Source organism: Pseudomonadaceae bacterium SI-3 (genome assembly GCA_004010935.1).
In the GTDB taxonomy this organism is placed as follows: domain Bacteria; phylum Pseudomonadota; class Gammaproteobacteria; order Pseudomonadales; family Pseudomonadaceae; genus Stutzerimonas.
In genome coordinates, this window is record CP026511.1 from 1,967,174 (window position 1) to 1,989,046 (window position 21,873).

15 protein-coding genes are annotated in these 21,873 nt (G+C 58.5%); all 15 read left to right on the plus strand.

Translation table 11 applies throughout. The features are described from left to right. Window positions 1–117 precede the first annotated feature (117 nt). A complete protein-coding gene (rfbF, locus tag C1896_09455; GenBank protein AZZ45111.1) occupies window positions 118–888 on the plus strand; it encodes a glucose-1-phosphate cytidylyltransferase in 771 nt (256 codons plus the stop codon). After that, window positions 879–1,946, plus strand: coding sequence for a CDP-glucose 4,6-dehydratase (rfbG, locus tag C1896_09460; protein ID AZZ45112.1), 1,068 nt, complete (start codon window positions 879–881; stop codon window positions 1,944–1,946). Before rfbF ends, rfbG begins: the two co-directional genes overlap by 10 nt. Further along, entirely contained in the window at window positions 1,939–3,261 is a 1,323-nt protein-coding gene (locus tag C1896_09465; GenBank protein ID AZZ45113.1) for a lipopolysaccharide biosynthesis protein RfbH, read from the plus strand. The genes rfbG and C1896_09465 overlap by 8 nt, the downstream gene beginning before the upstream one ends. Further along, window positions 3,261–3,977, plus strand: a complete 717-nt coding sequence (locus C1896_09470; protein AZZ45114.1) for an HAD family hydrolase — start codon at window positions 3,261–3,263, stop codon at window positions 3,975–3,977. The genes C1896_09465 and C1896_09470 overlap by 1 nt, the downstream gene beginning before the upstream one ends. Continuing rightward, window positions 3,974–5,338 (plus strand): sugar kinase, encoded by a 1,365-nt coding sequence (locus tag C1896_09475; protein AZZ45115.1) that lies wholly within the window; start codon window positions 3,974–3,976, stop codon window positions 5,336–5,338. The genes C1896_09470 and C1896_09475 overlap by 4 nt, the downstream gene beginning before the upstream one ends. After that, window positions 5,335–7,233 (plus strand): acetylneuraminic acid synthetase, encoded by a 1,899-nt coding sequence (locus tag C1896_09480; GenBank protein AZZ45116.1) that lies wholly within the window; start codon window positions 5,335–5,337, stop codon window positions 7,231–7,233. Before C1896_09475 ends, C1896_09480 begins: the two co-directional genes overlap by 4 nt. Before the next feature lie 58 nt (window positions 7,234–7,291). Continuing rightward, window positions 7,292–9,064 (plus strand): thiamine pyrophosphate-binding protein, encoded by a 1,773-nt coding sequence (locus C1896_09485; protein ID AZZ45117.1) that lies wholly within the window; start codon window positions 7,292–7,294, stop codon window positions 9,062–9,064. Beyond that, complete coding sequence (locus C1896_09490) at window positions 9,061–9,819, plus strand: hypothetical protein (protein ID AZZ45118.1); 759 nt, start codon at window positions 9,061–9,063, stop codon at window positions 9,817–9,819. Before C1896_09485 ends, C1896_09490 begins: the two co-directional genes overlap by 4 nt. Next, the gene (locus C1896_09495) at window positions 9,809–10,867 is read left to right on the plus strand and encodes an FkbM family methyltransferase (protein AZZ45119.1); all 1,059 of its coding nucleotides are present in this window, start codon (window positions 9,809–9,811) and stop codon (window positions 10,865–10,867) included. The genes C1896_09490 and C1896_09495 overlap by 11 nt, the downstream gene beginning before the upstream one ends. Before the next feature lie 217 nt (window positions 10,868–11,084). Beyond that, window positions 11,085–11,909 carry a hypothetical protein gene (locus C1896_09500; GenBank protein AZZ47597.1) on the plus strand — a complete coding sequence of 275 codons (825 nt, stop codon included), beginning with the start codon at window positions 11,085–11,087 and terminating at the stop codon, window positions 11,907–11,909. After that, window positions 11,906–13,186, plus strand: coding sequence for a hypothetical protein (locus C1896_09505; GenBank protein AZZ45120.1), 1,281 nt, complete (start codon window positions 11,906–11,908; stop codon window positions 13,184–13,186). Before C1896_09500 ends, C1896_09505 begins: the two co-directional genes overlap by 4 nt. Continuing rightward, complete coding sequence (locus C1896_09510; GenBank protein ID AZZ45121.1) at window positions 13,186–14,100, plus strand: hypothetical protein; 915 nt, start codon at window positions 13,186–13,188, stop codon at window positions 14,098–14,100. Before C1896_09505 ends, C1896_09510 begins: the two co-directional genes overlap by 1 nt. A gap of 92 nt (window positions 14,101–14,192) precedes the next feature. After that, window positions 14,193–15,515, plus strand: a complete 1,323-nt coding sequence (locus C1896_09515; protein AZZ45122.1) for a hypothetical protein — start codon at window positions 14,193–14,195, stop codon at window positions 15,513–15,515. Between the two features lie 53 nt (window positions 15,516–15,568). Beyond that, complete coding sequence (locus tag C1896_09520) at window positions 15,569–16,630, plus strand: NAD-dependent dehydratase (GenBank protein AZZ45123.1); 1,062 nt, start codon at window positions 15,569–15,571, stop codon at window positions 16,628–16,630. A gap of 797 nt (window positions 16,631–17,427) precedes the next feature. Continuing rightward, the gene (locus C1896_09525; protein ID AZZ47598.1) at window positions 17,428–21,840 is read left to right on the plus strand and encodes a hypothetical protein; all 4,413 of its coding nucleotides are present in this window, start codon (window positions 17,428–17,430) and stop codon (window positions 21,838–21,840) included. Window positions 21,841–21,873: the final 33 nt, after the last annotated feature.

Below are 21,873 nucleotides of genomic sequence, written 5' to 3' on the forward strand. Positions count from 1 at the left end.
GGGTTTAGCTTCAGGTTGGCTTAAAATTTGCTTAAAATTGATATCAAAATTGGCGGTCAATTTTATGACGTATTTACTAAACGCTTCCGAGGCGAAGCAACGCGGCGGAATAGAAAAATGAAGGCGGTGATTCTCGCGGGGGGTTTAGGAACTCGTATCAGCGAAGAGTCTCATCTCAAGCCCAAGCCAATGATCGAAATAGGTGGTAAGCCAATTATTTGGCACATCATGAAGATTTACTCCCACTTCGGGATCAATGATTTCGTGATCTGCCTAGGCTACAAGGGCTACATCATAAAGGAATATTTCGCCAACTATTTCCTTCACATGTCCGACGTCACGTTGGACATGGCAGAGAACCGGATGCATATCCATAATCGACACGCGGAACCCTGGCGGGTGACCTTAGTCGACACTGGAGAGGGTACCGGGACCGGGGGGCGGTTGAAGCGTGTAAGGGAGTATCTGAGCGAAGAAACGTTTTGCCTTACCTACGGCGACGGCGTTGCGAATGTCGATATCCTCAAGTTGATCGACTTTCACTATGGGCATGGAAAACTCGCCACGGTTACAGCGGTACAGCCGCCCGGTCGCTACGGCGCGTTAAATGTGCAAGGGGACCAAGTGCGGGGCTTTCAGGAAAAGCCGCTAGGTGACGGCGGTTGGATCAATGGTGGCTTTTTCGTGCTGGAGCCCGCTGTTATTGACTACATCGATGCTGACGCCACTACTTGGGAGGATGAACCCATGCGGCAATTGGCCGATGAAGGCCAGTTGATGAGCCACCTGCACCGAGGTTTCTGGCATCCGATGGATACGTTGCGCGACCGCAACTTGCTCGAAGATCGATGGAAAAGCGGCCAGGCGGAGTGGCGACTATGGTCGTGAGCCCGGCATTCTGGGCGGGCCGCCGAGTCTTTCTTACCGGACATACCGGCTTCAAGGGCGGCTGGTTGACCATGTGGCTGCAAGAGCTAGGGGCCGAAGTGCAAGGCTACGCGCTGCCTGCCAATACCAGCCCAGCGTTCTGGCAAGTAGCAGGTTTGCATGAAAAAGTGCCCGGAACATTGGCCGATATTCGCGATGCGAAGCGCGTGCTCTGCGCCGTCACCAACTTCCAGCCTGAAATCATTTTGCATTTGGCCGCCCAGCCGCTGGTGCGTGAATCTTATCGGCTGCCAGCGGAAACCTACGCGATCAACGTGATGGGCACGGTCAACCTGCTCGAGGCGGTGCGTCAATGCGATTCAGTGCGAGCCGTCGTGGTCGTGACCACTGACAAGTGCTATGACAATCGTGAGTGGGTCTGGCCGTACCGTGAGCAGGACGCTCTTGGCGGGCATGATCCGTACAGCAGCAGCAAAGCGTGTACGGAGATACTTTGCGCGTCCTGGCGCGATTCCTACCTTCGAAAAAAAGGCGTAGCTCTGGCCACGGCGCGTGCTGGCAATGTACTCGGTGGTGGTGATTGGGCAGCTGACCGTCTGGTTCCCGATATCCTAAGTACCTGGCAGGCCGGTGAGTCGTTGAGCCTGCGCTATCCTCACGCCGTGCGGCCATGGCAGCATGTACTCGAACCTCTGAGTGGTTATTTGTCCTTGGCTCAAGCCTTGATAGAGCAGGGCGACACGATGGCCTCGGCCTGGAACTTTGGTCCTGATGCTGATGCGCTTGTCAGTGTTGGTGAGCTGGTTGAAAAGTTGGCGCGGGGCTGGGAGGGCGTGGCGCATTGGAAGATCGAACCGCTTGCGCAACCGCACGAAGCTGGCTTGCTTGCATTGGATTCCGCCAAGGCGCGGAGGGTGCTGAGTTGGCGGCCTCGCTGGACGTTGGATCAGACCGTCAGGCGTACCCTGGATTGGCACGCCGCCTGGCTTACTGACGCGGACATGCACACATTCACCCGCGGCCAGATCGCGGCATATCAAGGCGAAACCGATGAGTGAACAGACGGCGCAGCAGTTGCGCCAGCAGATAAGTGAGCTGGTCGGTCGCTACGCAGAGCAGCATTTGGCCACAGTTCCGTTCGTACCTGGCCAGGTTGCGGTGCCTGCATCCGGGAAGGTAATCGGTGCGGGTGAGCTCCAAACTATGACAGAGGCCGTGTTGGACGGCTGGCTGACCACAGGGCGTTTTAATGAGGCTTTTGAAAAACGCCTCGCCCGGTATCTCGGCCGCCGCAGCGTATTGACCACCAACTCCGGCTCTTCAGCGAATCTGCTGGCCTTTTCGGCGCTGACTTCGCCTCGTCTGGGCGACCGAGCAATCCGTAAGGGTGACGAAGTGATCGGTGTGGCAGCCGGATTTCCAACCACGGTCAATCCCATCCTGCAATTTGGCGCTGTACCAGTGTTCGTCGACGTCGAACTGGGAACTTACAACATTGACCCAGCTCAGGTAGAGGCGGCTATCGGGCCGCGCACCAAGGCCATCATGCTCGCCCACACGCTGGGCAATCCGTTTGATCTCAAGGTCATTCGCGATCTGTGCGATCGCTATGGATTGTGGCTGATTGAAGATTGCTGCGACGCCCTTGGTTCAACCTACGACGGACGTCAGGTAGGCACCTTCGGCGATATTGGCACCCTTAGCTTCTATCCGGCGCATCACATCACCATGGGCGAGGGCGGCGCGGTGTTTACCGATTCGCCATTGCTCAAACGCATTGTTGAATCCTTCCGTGACTGGGGGCGGGATTGCTACTGCGCACCTGGCGAGGACAACACATGCGGCAAGCGATTCTGCTGGCAACTGGGTGATCTTCCCGAAGGGTACGACCACAAGTACACCTATTCGCACCTTGGCTACAATCTCAAGATTACCGATATGCAAGCTGCCTGCGCCCTGGCGCAAATGGACCGGGTGGATGACTTCATCGCTGCGCGCAAGCGCAACTTCGCCTGGCTCAGTGAGCGGCTGGCCGGCTGCGGCGATCAGCTGATCCTGCCACACGCCACACCTGGTAGCGACCCTTCCTGGTTCGGTTTCCCATTGACCCTGCGCGATGGTTGCGGCATCGAGCGGGTCGGGCTGCTGCGTTATCTGGATGAGCAACGTGTGGGCACGCGCCTGCTGTTCGCCGGCAACCTGACGCGCCAGCCTTACATGCAGGGCCAGGAGTACCGCGTGTGCGGTGAGCTGACGATGAGCGACAAGGCGATGCGTGACACCTTCTGGATCGGCTTGTGGCCGGGGCTGTCCGAGGATCATCTGGAGCATGCGGCGCGCAGCCTGGAAACTTATGTGCGGAGGCTGCGCTGATGCGCGCTTACGTGCTGTGCGGTGGTTTCGGCACGCGCCTGCGCAGCGTGACGGACGCGCAGAAGGCGTTGGTGCCGGTGCATGGCGAGCCCTTTCTGGCGCGCGTGCTGCGTCAACTGGCGGGGGCCGGCGTCAGCGAGGTCGTGCTTTGCGCTCACTACCGGGCCGAGCAGGTCGCTGAACAACTGGCGGCTCTGGCGCGGGACGCCGGGCTGCGACTGATGCTGGTGGTCGAGCCCAGCCCGATGGGCACGGGCGGAGCCTTGCTCAATGCGCTGCGTGAGCAGCCGGCGCCGGACCGGTATCTGGTGCTCAACGCCGACACCTTTCTCGACGCCGAAGGCTACGGGCTTATGCTGCAGGGGCAGGGGCAGGGGCAGGGGCAGGGGCAGGGCAATGCGCTGCTGGCTGTGCGGGTGGAGGATCGTAGCCGCTACGGTAGCCTAGAGGTCGGTGCCGAGGGTCGGTTGTGTGCGCTACTGGAAAAGGGCCGCGAAGGACCAGGCCTGATCAATGCGGGCGTCTACGCTTTCACCTGTGAAACCTTCGCGAGCGCCGCCGTACGAGCCTGCTCAATGGAGCAGGAACTACTGCCCGAGTTGCTGGCCCGTGAGACTTTGAACGTCATCGAGTACAGCGGTCGCTTCATCGATATCGGCACGCCGGAGTCGCTTGACCAATATACCAATGATTTTTGGATGGAATCTCGGTCATGAGTCTGCTCGTGCAAGCCCTCCGTATCCGTGAGCAGCAGAGCATCCTCGATGCCGTCGAATGCATCGAGGCCGGCACCCTGCAGATCGCCTTCGTGGTAGACGAGCATATGCGCCTGCTGGGGGTGGTGACCAACGGTGACGTGCGCCGCCACCTGCTGCAGGGCGGCAAGACGGACGAGCCGGTGACCGCCTGCATGAACGAGGAGTTTCGTTCGGTGCGTATAGGCGCGCCGCGTGAAGACCTGCTCAAGGCTTTCGACCTGGGGTACATCGCTCTACCAGGCCTCGATGAACAAGGCCGTCTGGTGGAGGTATACACCCGGCAGATGGCCGCCAGCGCCGAGGTGCCCGTCCTGGCACGCGCCCGTTCGCCCGTGCGCATGAGCTTCTGCGGTGGCGGTGCCGATCTCACCTATTTCTTCATCGACCACTCGGCGGCAGTGCTCAGCTGCACCGTGGGCCTGTATGCCCATGCCACCCTGATTCCGCGTGATGATGGCCGTATCAGCATCTACGCCGAGGATCTTGGCCGTGAGGAACACTATAGCTCCCTGGCCGAGTTGCTGGCCGCGCCGGAGAAGAGCCTGCTGGCCACCATTGTCGCGGTGATCAAGCCCAAATACGGCTTCGACCTTTACCTGCGTTCGGATTTTCCCGTTGGCTCTGGCCTGGGCGGCTCGTCGGCGGCCACTACCGCGACCATCGCGGTGTTCAACGAGCTGCGTCAGGATCGCTGGAACACCTACGAGATCGCCGAGCTGGCGTTTCAGGCCGAGCGTCTGTGCTTCGGCATCGCCGGTGGCTGGCAGGATCAGTACGCGTCGGCCTTCGGTGGCTTCAACCTGATCGAGTTCGAGAACCGGCGCAATCTCGTCCATCCCATTCGCCTGGAGGGCTCCATCCGCAACGAACTGGAGTCCTGTTTGGTGCTGTGCGACACCGGCATCTCGCATGACTCCGGGCGCCTGCACGAACTGCAGCGTGAGGAGATCGAGGCCGAGCTGTCGCAAACCGAACTGCTCAGCGCCAGCGTTACCCTGTGTCGGCGCATGCACCACTTTCTTATCCGGGGGGAGCTCAAGGCGTTCGGCACCTGCCTGGACGAAGCCTGGCAATTGAAGAAGCGCTTTTCCTCGGCCATCAGCGATGGCCGGCTTGACGACATCTACGCGGCCGCACTGGCTGCCGGAGCCTGTGGCGGCAAGCTGCTGGGCGCTGGTGGCGGCGGCTTTTTCCTGTTCTACGTCCAGCCCCAGCACCGCCAGCGCGTGGTCAGCGCCGTCGGCGCGCTGGGCTGTCAGACCCAGAACTTCCGCTTCGAATCGAGCGGCGTGACCTCATGGCGAACGAAAATCCAATGACCCCATTTCACATCGACGGCTTCCCGGTTGGCGGCGAGCGCGTCTACGTCATTGCCGAAGTCGGCAACAATCACAACGGTTCGCTGGAGCTGGCTCGGCAACTGGTCGATGCAGCCATCGAGGCCGGTGCCGATTGCGTCAAGTTCCAACTGCGCAACCGTGACGCCCTGTATCGGCGCAAGGCCGATGGCTCGCGCGCCGAGGATCTGGGCGTTGAGTACATTCAGGACTTGCTGGACAAGGTGGAGCTCAGCCTCGATGAACACCGCGAGGTGCGCGCCTATTGCGCGCAGAAGGGTATTACCTACCTATGCACGCCGTGGGATGAACCCAGTGTCGACGCGCTGGCCGACTTTGATGTGGCCGCGCTGAAGATCGCCTCGGCCGATCTGTGCAACCCCTACCTGATTGCTAAAGCCGCGAGTCTGGGCAAACCCCTGATCCTGTCCACCGGCATGTCCTTTGAGCACGAAATCGTGCGAGCCATTGAACAGTTGAATGCGCTGGGTACGCCATTCGCGCTGCTGCATTGCAACAGCGCCTATCCCGCCCCCGAGTCCGATATCCAGCTTGGCTATCTGCGGCGCTTACAGGAATTACACGGTCTGATCGGCTATTCCGGTCATGAGCGTGGCATCGCCATTACCCTCGGTGCAGTCGCGCTGGGTGCCAAGCTGGTGGAGCGGCACATCACCCTGGATCGCGGTATGGAGGGGCCGGACCACCTGGCCAGCCTGGAACCGAGCGAGTTTCGCCAACTGGTCGACGGCATCCGTCAACTGGAGCTGGCATTGCCTTGGCAAGGTCCGGGTCGCCATGCCAGTCAGGGCGAGCTGCTCAACCGTGAGAACCTCGGCAAGAGCGTGATCGCCGCATGCGACATCACCCGTGGCACCGTCATGGACGCGTCAATGTTGCGTATCGCCAGCCCTGGTCAGGGCCTCCCGCCGTATCGTTTGCCGGAGCTGTTGGGCAAACCGGCTGGTCGCGATATCGCTTTGGGCGATTTTCTCTTCGACAGTGACCTGAGCGAGCAGGCCCAGGAGCAGGGCCTGGCGTTCGACCTGCCGATCCGCTGGGGGGTGCCGGTGCGCTATCACGACTTCCTCGATTACCGCCGACGGATCAGCCCGGATCTGTTCGAGTTCCACCTGTCCTACCGTGACCTCAGCCTCAAACCACAGCCGTTTCTCGCCGAGGTCGACTGTTCGCGCCTGGTGGTGCACGCGCCAGAGCTGTTCGAGAACAGCGAGCTGCTGGATCTGGCCTCGGACGACCCGGCCTATCGCCAGCGTTCGATCGACAACCTGCAGCGGGTGGTGGACGCGACCCTGCAAATGGGCGAATTCTTCCCCAATGCCGATGCGCGCCTGATCGTTGCCAACATTGGTGGCTTTTCCGCCGACGAGCCGCGCCCGCAGGCGATGCGCCCGGAACTTTACGAGCGCTTCCACGAGGCCTGCCGTCAGGTGGATTTCGCCGGCACCGAACTGATCCCGCAGAACATGGCGCCGTTCCCCTGGCATTTCGGTGGTCAACGTTACCAGAACATCTTCATGATGCCCGAGGAGCTGGCCGCCCAGGCACGCGACCATGGCCTGCGTCTGTGCCTGGATCTGTCGCACCTGCAGATGACCTGCTTTCACTTCGGCCTCGACTTCCAGCAGGCGCTGGCGCTGCTGCTGCCGCATTCGGCGCACCTGCATGTGGCCGATGCCAAAGGCATCAATGGCGAAGGCGTGCTGATGGGCACCGGCGATATCGACTGGCCGGCCACCTGGGCGCAGATTTGCCAGCACCCGCAGGTCAGCTTCATCCCCGAAGTTTGGCAGGGGCACAAGGATCATGGCGCCGGCTTTTGGTCAGCGCTGCAATTTCTGACTCGGCTCGCTTGAGCGCCGGTTTCGAGAGGTATTGAACGTGACTCAGACTGTCCGTGTCGCGGATTACATCATGGAGCGCCTGGCGCGCTTGAAGGTCGGGCAGGTCTACTTCCTGCCGGGCGGTGGCGCGATGCACCTCAATGACGCTCTGGGGCGTCATCCCGACCTGGAGCCCGTGCTTTGCCTGCATGAGCAGGCTGCCGCCATTGCTGCCGAAGCTGCAGGCAAACTCACCGGTGGCCCTGCCGCCTGCATGACGACGTGCGGCCCGGGGGCGACCAATACCGTGACCGCGGTACTCGGTGCCTGGTTGGACTCCACGCCGGTGTTCTTCGTTTCCGGCCAGGTCAAGAGCGCCGATCTCAAAGCAGGCACCGGCTTGCGCATGCTGGGTGTGCAGGAGGCCGATATCGTTTCGATCGTCCAGCCGATCACCAAGGCGGCCGTCACCCTGACCGATCCAGAAGCGGTAGCCGAGGTTTTCGACCAGCTCGAGCATGCTGCGCTTAGCGGCCGTCGTGGCCCGGTGTGGCTGGACGTGCCGCTGGACGTGCAGGCTGCGCAGGTCGATCCCGCCACCTTGCGTCGGGCGCAACCGCCTGTGGCGACCGAACAATCGGATATCAGCGCGGCTGTGGCGCAGACCGTGGCACTACTGCGCCAGGCCAAGCGCCCGGGCATCATCGCCGGTAGCGGCATTCGCATGGCCGGTGCGGTCGAGGCGTTCAACCAGCTGATCGACGCCGCGGGCGTACCGGTCATGCCGACCTGGCTGGCCATGGACATCATTGAGGACGAACATCCTCTGTACGGCGGCCGTCCCGGCTCAATCGCCCCCCGCTGGGCCAATTTCGCCCTGCAGAACTGCGACCTGCTGATTGTCCTCGGCTCACGTCTGGACATGGCGCTGACCGCATATAACCACGCACATTTCGCCCCATACGCGAAGAAGGTCGTGGTGGACATCGATCCGGCGGAAATCGCCAAGTTGCAGATGCCCATCGAGGTGTCGGTGGTCTCCGATGTCAAACCCTTCATCGAGGCACTGGCGGCGAAGGTTTCCCGTGATCGGCTGCCGTCCTACGCCGACTGGTTGGCGCGCATCGCTGATTGGCGCAAGCAATATCCGCTGCTGCAAGCCGAGCATGCCGACGACAGCCAGGGTGTAAGCATGTATTACTTCACCGATCAGTTGTCCTCGCAGCTCAACGAAGGGGACGTGATCGCGCCGGGCAGTTCAGGCTTCGCGTCGGAGTTGTTCCTGCTCAACCTGCGTCTGAAGAAGGGCCAGCGCTGCTTCCATAACCGTGGTACCGGGTCGATGGGCTTTGGTATCCCGTCGGCGATTGGCGCCTGCCTGGCCTCCGGTCGCCAGCCGACTGTGTGTGTCGAAGGTGATGGTGGCTTGCAACTGAACGTTCAGGAGCTGGCGACCCTTGCTGCACAGCGGCTGCCGATCAAGTGCTTCGTCATCAACAATCAGGGCTATGCCTCGATTCGTGCATCGCAAAGCGCGCACTTCAAGCTGCTGGTCGGCGCTGATGCCAGCAGCGGCTTGCAATTGCCGGATCTGGCGCAGTTGGCTAGCGCCTATGGTGTGGGTTACGCACGTATCGAGTCGCATACCAATCTGCAGGACAACCTGCAAAGGGTGCTGGATCGCGATGGTCCGGTGATCTGCGAGGTGCTGGTGCAGGTCGAGGAGCCGCGTGTGCCTCGGGTGATGACGCGCATCGACGAGAATGGCAAGCCGGTAACGGGCGCCCTGGAAGACCTGTATCCCTTCCTTAGCCGCGAGGAACTGGCACAACAGATGGCTGTATCGCTGGAACCTCCCGCATGAAGGCGTGGCTCAAGCGTCGTCTGACCGGTCTGTGCTATGGCTACCTGCGTGGCCAGCCTGACTGGGCTCATGAAAAATCACCAGAAGTGCGCCATGCGCGTGTTATGCCCATGGCCAGCCACGCGCCATGGGTCAATGACGCCGCGTTTCGCGAGGTGTACGAGGCCGTGCGCGATCACACCCTGGTCGACATGATGCGCTTGTATGAATTGTGGACGCTGGTTCGCCAGCTAGGCGACGTTGACGGTGATTTCCTGGAAGTCGGCGTGTGGCGCGGTGGCTCGGGATGTCTGATGGCGATGGCTGACTTGCGAGAGCGGCGCAGTGTGTTCCTGGCCGATACCTTCAGCGGTGTGGTCAAGGCCAGTTCGCACGACACCAGTTACCGTGGAGGGGAGCATGCTGATACCGGGGTCGATCTGGTTGTCGGATTGGCTGAGCGTTGCCAGGTGGCGGAGCGGGTTCGCGTACTGGTCGGTATGTTCCCGGAACACAATGCGGAACTGATCAGCGACAGGCTGGCACTGGTGCACATCGACGTGGATGTCTTCGACTCCGCTCGCGATGTACTGCTCTGGGCGGCGCCCCGGCTCGTGAGAGGTGGCGTGGTCATTTTCGACGATTACGGTTTCTATGGCTGTGAGGGGGTCACGCGCATGGTCAATGAGTTCGTGACGCAGCACCAGGGCTATCGCTTCGTGCATAACCTCAATGGACACGCAGTCCTGATCAAGGTGGCGGACCATGGCGAATGAGTTCGGCCTGGATCAGTTGTTGATTTACGGGGCACGGCTTGCGGGACGGCGGGTACGTGATTATCTGGCGGTTCGCGGTCAGTCCGTGGACGCTTTTCTTGATCGGGATGAAAGCCTGGATGAGGTCGATGGCCTGCCTGTCTACAGTGCCCAGCGTTGGGCGGCCAGTCACGATCCAAGCGCAGCGTGCGTGTTGATCGGTGTGTTCAACGCCCATGTGGATACCCGGGACATTTTCGACGACCTCGAGGCCCTCGGTTACGCCCGCATCGTCAGCATGGTGGAGTTCGTTCGCCTTTACCCTCAGGACCAGCCATTTCGTTATTGGCTGGTCGAGCCAAAGTTCTACGAGCGGCACGCTCCTCGTATCGCCTCGTTACGCGCGATTCTGGCCGATGAAGCCAGCAAGACGCTGCTGGACGCGATCTTGGAGTATCGCACCCTGGGTGACCCTCGCTGTCTGCCAGCGATTTCCGCCCAACAGTACTTTCCCGGCGACCTGCCTCGCCTACCCGAACCGCTGCGTTTCATCGACTGCGGTGCCTACACCGGAGATACGGTCCAGTCGTTTCTGGGCGCGGGCGTTCGCTTCGCCAGCCTGGCGACGTTCGAGCCGGATCTGGACAACTATCGATACCTGACAGCGCATCTCGGCTCGGTTCCCGGAGCCATCCATTTCCCCTGCGGTGTGTCGGACAGCAACCGAGTGAGTGGTTATGATCCTGCATTGGGGGCGGGCGGTCACCTCATCGAATCGGGCGGCAATCCCGTGTGCTGTGTGCGTCTGGATGACGCGTTGCCAGGTTTTGCTCCCAACTTCATCAAGATGGATGTGGAAGGTGAAGAGCCTGCAGCACTGCGCGGCGCGGAGAATCTTCTGCGCATAAATCGACCCCGTCTGGCCATCAGCATCTATCACCGCGCTGAGCATCTCTGGGAGATAGCTGAGCAACTACAGGACTACGACCTGGGTTATCGACTCTACCTGCGCTGTCACTCGCCAAGTACCTTCGATGTGGTGCTCTACGCCGTACCCGGACGATCATGACCCGCACGCTGGCAGTGAAATACGCGCCGGTCGCTTTACAAGGAAATTGCAGGTGCGATCAATGAACGAACTTTCTTCGATGGCTGAGTCTGTCGTTGTCTACGGCGGTGGTCAGATAGGTGTCGGATTCTGTCGGCGCTTGCTGCAGCACGGCGTGGATGTGCGCGCCATCATTGATCGCAAGCCCGAAGGTGTGACGGATGCACCTGTGCCGGTAATGAGTGTCGAGGCATGCCTGCAGCAGCACGGTAACCTGCTGGTCTTTGTGGCGATAGGCAATGGCCTTGCTCATCCCGAGATCGCAGGTGTTCTGCGTAGCGTTGGTTATACGACGATTCTTCACCTGCCGGTTTTTCTCCGTGGAGAGAAGGCTGCTGCCATGACGCGTGCTTGGAATGCCTTCTATTCCGGGGATTATGCTACGCCATGCGCGAGTTTTGACGAGCTGTATACCGTTCGAGCCGCGGACTACATTCTGAGTACGTTGTCAGACTATGTGACTTCCATCGTACACAAGGACTACGTGTATACCGTGCGGCGCTCTTACGATGGTATCGATCACGACTACGCCGACTACTTCAAGTGGCAAGGCCAGTCGCAGGACCTCATCGACAAGGCGACGAACGTGCGCCTGGATGATCCTGTCGTCAAGACGCTGCTTCCGTTCGATGAACTCTTTACTCAGGAGCAGGTGGAGTTCTACCGCTCCAAGACATTCTTCGACTTGAGCGACTACTACCGCGAGGCCGCGTCCGTCGCTGTGTTCGACGAGGCGTTGCACCGTTTCAATATCCTCGATGGCTCTCACCGCGCGTTCTATCTTGAACGTCAGGGTTTCGATGGCATTCCGCTCAAGATGAAGAAAGACGAGTGGGAGGCCTATTTCCGTGAGCGGCAGGCGCAGGCTCTGATGGATCATTGTCGGACTCTGCAAACACTACCTGCCGTCGTGAAGCATCCAGCGTTCATGTCGTTTCCGGTTCGTGAACGCGAGCCGGACGCCGAGTTTATGCACCTGGTTAAGGAAGTTTGCCCTCTATGATGTGGACAGCGCACACGCCGGTCATTCTCTACGGTGCGGCCCATCGTGGCACCATGGTTTCGCGCTATCTACGAAGTGACTGCAATATCATCGGCTTCATCGATAAACGTGCTGCCGAGATAGGCGTTCACGAGGGCATACCGGTCATGAGTTCCGCCGCAGCTGACAAGCAGGCCCTCGTGATTGTCTGCGTGAACAACATCTTCGAGCATGAAAGCATCGCATTGAGTTTGGCTGCCGAAGGGTTCGGGCATGTCATCTTCTGCCCCGTGGACGGCTCCAACATGTCGTGGCGGTCTGAAGAGGACCGCGCCGCGATGGCGAGGGTTTACAACAACATCATTGGCGAACGACTGAGTTTACCCACTGCGGCTCCCGAGCTGGACGGCCTGTTTCGCCCTGCATACCAGGACGATGCGCTCATCGAGGTCGCGGCGGATGAGGTGCTGGCATGGGTACCGGCACTGCTCGCGTTTGCACGCCGCAACGGCAACGGGCTGTTCAAGGACAGTCCGGTGCTCACGCTGTTTCCCTACCTAGAACTGTTCAAGTGGTTCGATGGTGAGGCTGATGCGACTCCAGATCACTATATCGATCTGTATTGTCGTAACGCTGCCGAACAGTTCGGCATCGGCCAAACGGCCGCATGGATAGATAACGTACTGAAAAGTCGCAGGCAGGTGTATGAGCGCATGCGGCAGACTGAATCCATCGATCCTCTGTTTTTTCTGAATCACGCGGTCAACGCCGACTGGAATGAGGATGAAGGGCACTTCAACATGGACAGTGGCAAGCATCGCGCAGCTTTCCTGATCCATCGCAAACGCTCGCTGATTCCGCTTCGGTTGTCGGTCAGCGATTATGAGACCTACCTCAATCGTCCTGCTCTGCAGTCGTTGATCGAGCACATGATGCAAACGAGTGTCACCGAACTTCCCTATCCGGTAATGCACCCGTACTTTCTGAAGGCGCCGTACCACGCGGAAAGCGCCTATTACGAAACACTGCTGAAATTGTGTCGCTCGTTCGTGCTGGCGAATTTCAGCAATACTGGCCGGGTCAGTCTCAAGGGCGTCATTCTGCGGGTCGAATGCGCTGATCTCGAGCCACTGGCCCAGGCGTTTGCCCTCTTGGGTTGTTCGATCTGCTACGCGTATCAGGAGAGCGAGTTCGATCGACGAATCAGGTGCCTTTATCGAATTGCCGATCGTTTTATCCAGCAGGACACTACGCCGGAAAAATATGATTTCCTGCTGGATGGGCGGGGGCCTCAGTGATGCGCGTACAGCTGATTGAAAGGTGCGCGAACCCTGATCTGCAGGAGCAGGTCGACGCTGCCATCGAGCAGACGGAAAAGCACTGTTCAGTACGCATACTGGGCTATGCGCCCATGGGCTCAATTCCGCTCGGAATGGGCAACGCGTCGTCGGATCATGATTTGCTGGCACTCTACGAGCCGCAGGGCACGCTGTCGCTCGAGCAATATGATGTGCTCAACAACAAGACGCCATTGTCGGGAGCCTTGCACATCGCTGGGCAGGTGAATCTGCTGCTGGCAAATATCGAGTTGTGCTCGCGCAGGTTCGCCGACATGCCCGAGTTGGTATTTGTTCGCTCCTACCCCTATCACCTCAACTCGTTGACCGTACATGACCCTTCATTCGATATCGGCGTGATCCCCGGTGATAACTCGCCCAAGGTGGCTTCGCTTTTTTCCGACATGTTCTATTACGGGGAGGGGGTAGTTACCGATCGCTTTGGCAGCATACATGCCCGTTTCTCGGAGATGAAAGAACTGCTGCGCGTCTATGACTTCTGCAAGCGTCGCTTCGTGACGACCCAGGGGAGACTTCAGCATTACCTGATTGAACCGGGCAATGTCAGGTTGCGTACCTACTTGCAGAGTCTCAACGACATATTGGCCATCGAATATGCGCTCGACCACCGAGAGGTGCCGCCACCGAACGTGTCGATCATGCTCGACCATCTCGATGACGCTGAAGTGCTGGAGATCGCGAGGCGTTATGTCGAAATCAACGGCGCGACCGCATGTGCGAAGGAAAAACTGCTGGTAGACCCTGACGAAGTATTGAATCGGTGGATCTCGAGCCGGCTGGCGCACATCAGGGAGCGCCTGCTGGTGCTGTATTCGAAGAACAGGGACTTGCCGTTTGATGTCGTTCTGGATTAAGGGCAACGCCCGGTGTTCGGACGGCTTCGTTGGATTCATGCATGGCTGGGCGCTGCGTCTTCGTGGCTGCTCTCATCGGTTAGGCGTTTGATATGAAAAATACCCGTTTGCCCGAGCTTGATCTTGCTGCAGCAGAGATGCAAGCGGGCTGCATCTACTCGCTTGCACTTGCTGATGGCAAGGTTGTGCCAGTGAGCAGATCCGACGCATTTCTGCGCGATGTCCATGACCACATACAGCTCAGGCATCCATCGAAGTTGGCGGTTCTATCCCGTTTGCAGGACTACCCGAACATGAGTGCTCTGCTGGATACCGGTGCGGTTCTCGCGGAGCTGGCGGATCGCAGGCAGCGAATCAGCGAGTGGCTCGGGGAGGGTTTCCATATTTTTGGAGCCTTCAAGGTCGGGTTGCGACTGGCTCGCTACGCGCAGGTTCTGGGGCTCGAAGTCAAAGGTTTTCTGGATAACGATCCTACCAAGCAGGGTGAGTCGCTGGAGGGGCTTATGATTGATCATCCCTCCAGCGCCATACTGGAAAACTCGGTCATTGTGGTCGCCAGCGGCCGGCACGGCAACGCGATTTCCAAGCAGTTGCAGCAGGTGGCAGGCATTCGCCTGGTCAACATGCATGAGTTCCTGTACGCGTTGGATGGTCCTGGATCAGGCTTGGGGAACGAGAAGTTTTCATCGTTCGTGGAGGCGCCATTGTTGGAGCCTTGGCGTTTCATCTCAGCGTTTCTGCGCCTGGATGATGAGCCATCGCGCAAGGTTTACGATGCGCTGATTGGCATGAGAACGCGTCTCTCCATTGCCTATGCGCAGAAGGTCATGTCGCCCTGGGGCGAAGAGTATTTCGACAGGGCTTTCGTGCAGCCCGAGCACGCTGCACGCTTCGTTGATGCAGGGGCGGCATCAGGCGACACCCTGCATCGCTTGGAAGCGAATTTTGGTCCGGTCGAGCAGGCGTGGCTGTTCGAACCGGAACTACCTGCCTATTACGAGGCCCTCAGGAGCGTCTCTGATCGGCCGCATGTCTGGGTGTTCAACATGGGGTTGGACGAAGCGCCGAGCCGGGCTACTTATCAGCCTGAGCTGTCTTATGACATCGCGGGCGAGTTGAGTAGCCATGTCCCCGCAAACATCACCTCTTACATCCAGGGAGTGCCGCTGGATGCCGTGGTGCAAGGCAAGGTAGGTCTTTTCAAACTCGACATCGAGGGGATGGAGGCCGCAGCCTTGCGTGGTGCGCGCACTGTCATCCATCGTGACAAGCCCACCTTGGCGGTCTGTGCCTATCATCGCTCGGACGATTTCTGGCGGTTGATGGACGAAGTATCTGCCATCCGCCCGGACTACAGAATTGGCATTCGCTTGTATGCGGATATTCTGGAAGACATTACCTTGTACTTTTATTGAAGTGAGAACGTGGATGTTTTCTTCGCCGATGTACTGTCGGGGCAATAACGTCGATGCCTGATTTCTCCCCTCATTCACCGATCATCCAGCGAGCGCTGCAAGGTATTCCCGCTACGTTGGGACTGCATGGCGAATTGGCCGGGCAACACTTGCTGCTGACTGGTGGTACGGGCTTTTTTGGCCAGTGGCTGCTGGCGTTGCTCTATAAGTTGAACCAGCAGGGGGCAGGGGTGGAAGTCAGCGTGCTGTCACGCACGCCGGCTCGCTTTCTCGATGCTCAACCACGCTACCGAGATTGCTCCTGGTTGCACTGGTTAAGCGGTGATGTTCGCGATCTTCGAGCGTTATCAGGATGCCCGGTGACGTTGATCCTGCATGCGGCTGCCGATACCTCCGCAGCTGCTCAGGGCAGACCACTGGAACTCTTCGACACCATTGTCTCGGGCGCGCGCAGGGTGCTGGACTTGGCTGTGCAGCATGATGCACGCGTGCTGTTGACGGGGTCCGGGGCACAATACGGTAGCTTGCCGGGCGCTTCGGATGAGGATGCGGGCGTCGTCGAAACATATCCAGGCGCATGTGTCAGCAACAGTGCGAACAGTGCCTACGGCGAAGCGAAGCGGGCACAGGAGACGCTTGCAGCTATCTATGCGCAACAGCATGGTCTGCCTGTCGTGATGACGCGCTGTTTCGCTTTTTCCGGGCCTGGGTTGCCGCTCGACGCACATTTTGCGATCGGTAACTTCGTGCGTGATGCCCTGTGCGCGGATGAGATAGTGCTTCATTCAAGCGGGCAGGCCGTACGCAGCTACCTGCATGGTGCCGATCTAGCCGGCTGGTTGCTGACCTTGCTGGTCAGGGGGCAGTCCGGCGAGGTCTACAACGTCGGCTCCGACGAGGCTATCAGCGTGGCTGCGCTAGCGCAGCGGGTGATGGAGCGTGTTTCTCCAGGGAAGCCCTTGCGGATACTGGGTCAGCCTGATGACTCTAGCCGATCCTTCTACGTGCCTGACATCTCCAGAGCTCGCCAGCTGGGGTTGGATATATGGACAGCATTGGATCAGTCGATCGAGAGCATGGCTGCCTGGGCCAGCCTAAAAGGCTACGGTAATTGAAATTCAACAAGGCAGCGTGTGAGCGAGGCCGTACAGGGGATAAGGTTATGGATTGGGCCTCGATTGCAGGTGGTCGTTGTCAGGGTGAGCCCTGGCGAGTGGGGATCGCTGGAATTCGTCCGGGAGTGGAGGGTGAGGCTTTCCTCTTGAGTGACGAGCAGTGGACAAGGCTACTGTCGTTGCTTCCGCTGGAGCCGTTGCAGATTTATGGTGATGTTAACGGTCTGCGTTTCGAGCGTTTGATTGCATCGACCACGCAAGATAGTCACGACGCTGTGCTTTTCGTCGAACAGGACCTCCCGGGACTGGGGGCAGTGAATGTATCAGCCGGCGTGCGCCGCTACCTGATGCGGCTGGAGCATGCGGACGGGGCGAAAGGTGCGTACGACCGTTTTGATCGTGTGTTTCTGCCGGCTCGCGAGGCTTTTCAAGGGCAGCACCTGATTCGGCTGAATCAACCGCTGAATGTGCCGCTCGCGGATTTGCCGCCGCGTCCGCCTTTCAACAACAGGTCCCATGTATTCGGGCGTGATGGGGTGAAGCTCGAGCACTCTCATTTTGTCGTGTGCGATGCACATGCCGAGCTGATGGGGTGGTTGTCGCCCCAGTGGCAGGAGTGCCTGCTTTGCGGTGCAGTACCCGTGCACAACGCTGTCACGCCTGTCCCCGAGTGGTTTCCGGCTGATTGTTATGTGGATGGCACTGCGTTTTCCACTGACGCCGAACTGTATGCCTTTCTCGATGCTATGGCCTGGAACGACTACCAGGCCCTAGCGGCTCGTCTGCGCTCTTTCCTCATGCAGGGCAGTGCGCGTCCGGATGAGCGTATCTATCCCTATACCATCGACTTCTGGATCAACGCACTGACGTCCGGCATTGCGCTCGATGCTTCGCAGGTGCGTGGTGACGAGCTGTTGCTGAGTGTGGTGATTCCTGCCTTTAACTATGCCCGCTACATAAAGCAGGCGGTGCGCTCTGTGCTCAGCCAGGGCGTCGACTCCATAGAGGTTCTTGTCCTGGATAATGCCTCGACGGATGATACACAGGGCGTAATGGCGGACTTTGCAGCGGATCCTCGGGTGCGCTATATGCGCAATCGGAGAAACTTCGGTGCTGGCAATAACAGTCACAACGGTTTCTGGGCAGCCAAGGGAAAGTACCTGATTCTGTTCATGGCAGATGACTTCATGAATCCAGGGCATGTCTCCCGGATTCTTCCCGCAATGGAGCGTGATTCTCGGATTGCAGTTGGCTATAGCCCGATCAGCTGGGTTAATGAGCAGGGCAAGCCTCTCGTCGGACCTATCCATCCCGGCCACCGCGAGGCCGACTACATCGGTGGGCGCAATGAGGTCGCGGACCTGCTGGTCTACGACAACTACATCACGCCCTCTGCGGCAATCATAAGACGGGAGGCATTCTTCGAGGCTTGGCAGCGTGATGTCCGAATTCGCGGCGCTGGTGACTGGCATTTGATGGTTCAGCTTGGGGAGCGTTATCCCGACTTCGTTTTCACCACTTCGCCAGGTGTAAGCTACCGTGTTCACGGTGCGCAACATTCCAATGAATACTACGGCACGTCCTCCCCGTTACAAGGGCATCTGTGCATCCTCGAAGGTGTTTTCGAACGAGGCAGAGAAGCGCTTCTTAGAAGTCGTGCGCGGGAGGTGGCCGAGCATCTTCGGCGGCGTATGGTGCAACATCCGAGTGAGCTTAATAGCGATCTGGGCGAGCGCGCCAGGAAACTATGCGAGCGCTTGGACGGTCTCGCTCGAGAAGACGAGCGTGCACTGTTTTCCATCATCCTCACCACCTACAACCGCTCCGATCTGCTGCAGGACGCTTTGGCCAGTGTCGGCAGCCAGACCCTGCGCGATTTCGAAGTCATCCTAATCAATGACAACGGCGAGCCGGTCGAGCACCTGCTGGCCGCCTATGACTTTCCCATCACCTATATCCGCCAGGGGCGCAATCAGGGGTTGTCTGCGGCGCGCAATGCTGGCCTCAGGCTGGCAAGAGGACGCTTCGTCGTTTACCTCGATGATGACGACATATATCTGCCCGATCACTTGGCTGTTTTGGCCAAGGTGTTCGAGCGTCAGCCATGGTCCGTCGCGTACACCGGGGTCGAGTATGTTAACGAACGCTTAGAGAGAGCCGAGCGTATCGAATTGAGCCGCCAAGCGCCGTTCGCTCACGAGGAGTACGACAAGACTCGTCTGTTCATTCAGAATTACATCCCAGTAAATACTTGGGCTCACCCACGCAGCATGCTAGCTGAAGTCGGCGAGTTTGATACTAAACTGACAGCCTTCGAAGACTGGGACATGCTGCTGCGATTGGCCGCCCGCTATCATTTTGTTCATGTTCCTCAGATAACAGCTGAAGTCCATCTTCGGGATGCGCCGAATACTGGAAGCGACCATATGCTCGGTCGTGAGCAGAAGAACTTTGGGCCGCTTTATCGGGAGATGTATCGGCGTCATTCTGATTTAGATAGTGACGTTGTGCGCAGCGGCCGGCGCGCAGTGTTAAAGCGCTTTGGCGTTTCTGACCTATCAAATAACCATCAACCCGCTAGCCTTACAGATTGGCTGGAAATGCGAGTTCTAACGTCGACGCAAGAACGCTTGGTGAAGGAGCGCCTAGAACAAAACGGGCAGGGTCCGTCGTTCGGCGTCTTGCTATTGGACCTCAAGGCGGAGCGCCAGGAGGTCTTGGGAACGCTGGCTTCGCTCGGAGAGCCGCACAACCTGTACGCTAACATTGAGCCTGTGGTGTTCACTACTAGCGACTCGCTTGCCGAGTCCTTTGGTGGGGAGATTGTTAACGTAACCAAAGCCAACTGGGTCTTACAAATAAACACGTATTTAGCGACGGCACGTTTCGACTGGCTTGTTCTGGTCAAAGCAGGGGATGAGTTCACTTCTGCCGGCTTATTAATGGCTGGCTTGGAGCTCTTAGGGGCAGCGGATTTCCGAGCAATATATTGTGATGAATTATACCGTCAGGATGACGGGTCATTGGGGGCCGCGTTCCGTCCGTCCATGAATCTCGATTATTTGCTTAGCTTTCCCGCTGGTATGGCACAGCACTGGATTTTCCGTCGGGAAGTGCTGGTTGAGGTCGGTGGCTTTAATCCAGATTATCCAGAGGCGTTAGAGTTTGAGTTGATTCTGCGTTTCGTAAATGTTGGCGGCTTGGCGGGAATAGGGCACGTTGACGAGCCGCTCTTGATTACATCGCCGCCAGCGCTGGTTAACGTTGAGGAAGAACAGCGAATTGTCATCCGGCACCTGCACGAGAGGGGATATAAAGGTGCGAGTATCGATTCTTCGCTGCCGGGGCGTTACTTAATAAACTATGGCCATGCTGATAAACCTTTGGTCAGTATTTTGATTTCGGTGGAAGATCAGCTGCCGATTTTGCTGCGTTGCGTTACAAGTGTTATGGAGAATACTCGTTACGCAAATTATGAAATTCTTTTGCTTGAAGATAGTAGAGCCTCTCGAGAAGTTCGGGAATGGCTGATCGGGATTGAATCGATGGCGGAGCAGCGCATCCGTGTACTGCGTTTTCCAGAGGAAGCCGGCCAAGACGCCATATGTAACCAGGCAGCTGCTGTTGCGCAAGGTGAATATTTGGTGCTGCTTTCGCAGTGCTGTGCAGTGATCAGCGAAGCGTGGCTGGATGAGATGCTTAATCATGCTCTTCGTCCCGAGGTTGGCATCGTGGGTTCGGAGCTGATCAACAAGGAAAGCACCATTAGTCATGCAGGGCTGGTGCTGGGGTTGCGAGGGCCGGCAACTAGCCCATTTGAAGGTGAGGCTCTGTCGGCTGCAGGATACATGCAACGGCTGCAAGTGGAGCAGAACTACAGCGCGGTGAGTTCTGACTGCCTAATGGTATCGAAGGAGCTCTGGGGCGCTATTGGGGGGCTAGATGAAGTTGAGCTAAGCGGTACGCTTGCTGGGGTTGATCTTTGTCTTAGGGCTCGTGAGGCCGGTTTTCTGACAGTATGGTCACCTAGAGCAAAGATGATGATAGGGCGAGAGCCTAAGGCTCCAAGTGTGGAAGAGGCCGATGCCTTATACGCCAAATGGTTGCCATTACTCGCCCGGGACCCCGCTTATAACGCCAATTTCTCTCTGGTTAAGCCGGGGGGCTTTAAGTTGGCCGACACGGCATTGTCCTGGCGGCCACTAGCGACCTGGCGGCCTCTGCCCGTTGTTCTGGCACACCCGGCAGACCAGTTCGGCTGCGGTCATTACCGGCTAATGCAGCCTTTCAAGGCGCAGCAGGACGCGGGCCTGATCGATGGTGCGCTGTCTATGGGGCTTATGCATGTCGCGGACCTTGAGCGATACGATCCCGACGTTATCTTGCTGCAGCGTCAGATTGGCGAGGAGCGTTTAGAAGCGATGCGTCGGATGAAGGAGTTTTCGCGTGCTTTCAAGGTATACGAACTCGATGATTATCTGCCGAACGTGCCTATGAAGAGCGCGCATAAGCAGCATATGCCTAAGGATATCGTGAAGTCTCTCCGTCGAGCCTTAAGCTATGTGGATCGCTTCGTCGTATCAACCGAAGCTCTAGCGGACGCTTTTTCCAGTTTTCATCACGATATCCGAGTAGCAGAGAACAAACTTCCTCCTAGTTGGTGGCAAGGGCTTCAGGGGCAGCGCAGGATAAGCAAACGACCTCGTGTTGGCTGGGCTGGTGGCGCCGGTCATACAGGCGACTTGGAGCTGATCGCCGATGTAGTAAAAGCGCTTTCGGACGAGGTGGACTGGATCTTCTTTGGGATGTGTCCAGAGAAGCTCAGGCCTTACGTTAAAGAGTTTCATGCAGGGGTTGAAATCAGTCTCTATCCCGCTGCGCTGGCTGGTTTGAACCTCGACCTTGCCTTGGCCCCACTCGAGCAAAACCTGTTCAACGAGTGCAAAAGCAATTTACGGCTGCTGGAGTACGGCGCATGTGGATTTCCCGTCATTTGCAGTGATGTAGGTAACTATCGAGGCGGTCTACCAGTGACTCGCGTGAAGAATCGCTTCAGGGATTGGGTCGATGCGATTCGCATGCACTTGGCTGACCTCGATACAACTGCTCGCCACGGTGATGAGCTGCGATCCGCCGTGCTCAGCGGCTGGATGCTCCAAGACGCAGCGCTGGCGGATTGGCGTAGTGCTTGGTTGCCGAACTCGCACTGATTTTTTCAGCTCCGTGCCATAAAGCTGTTCTCC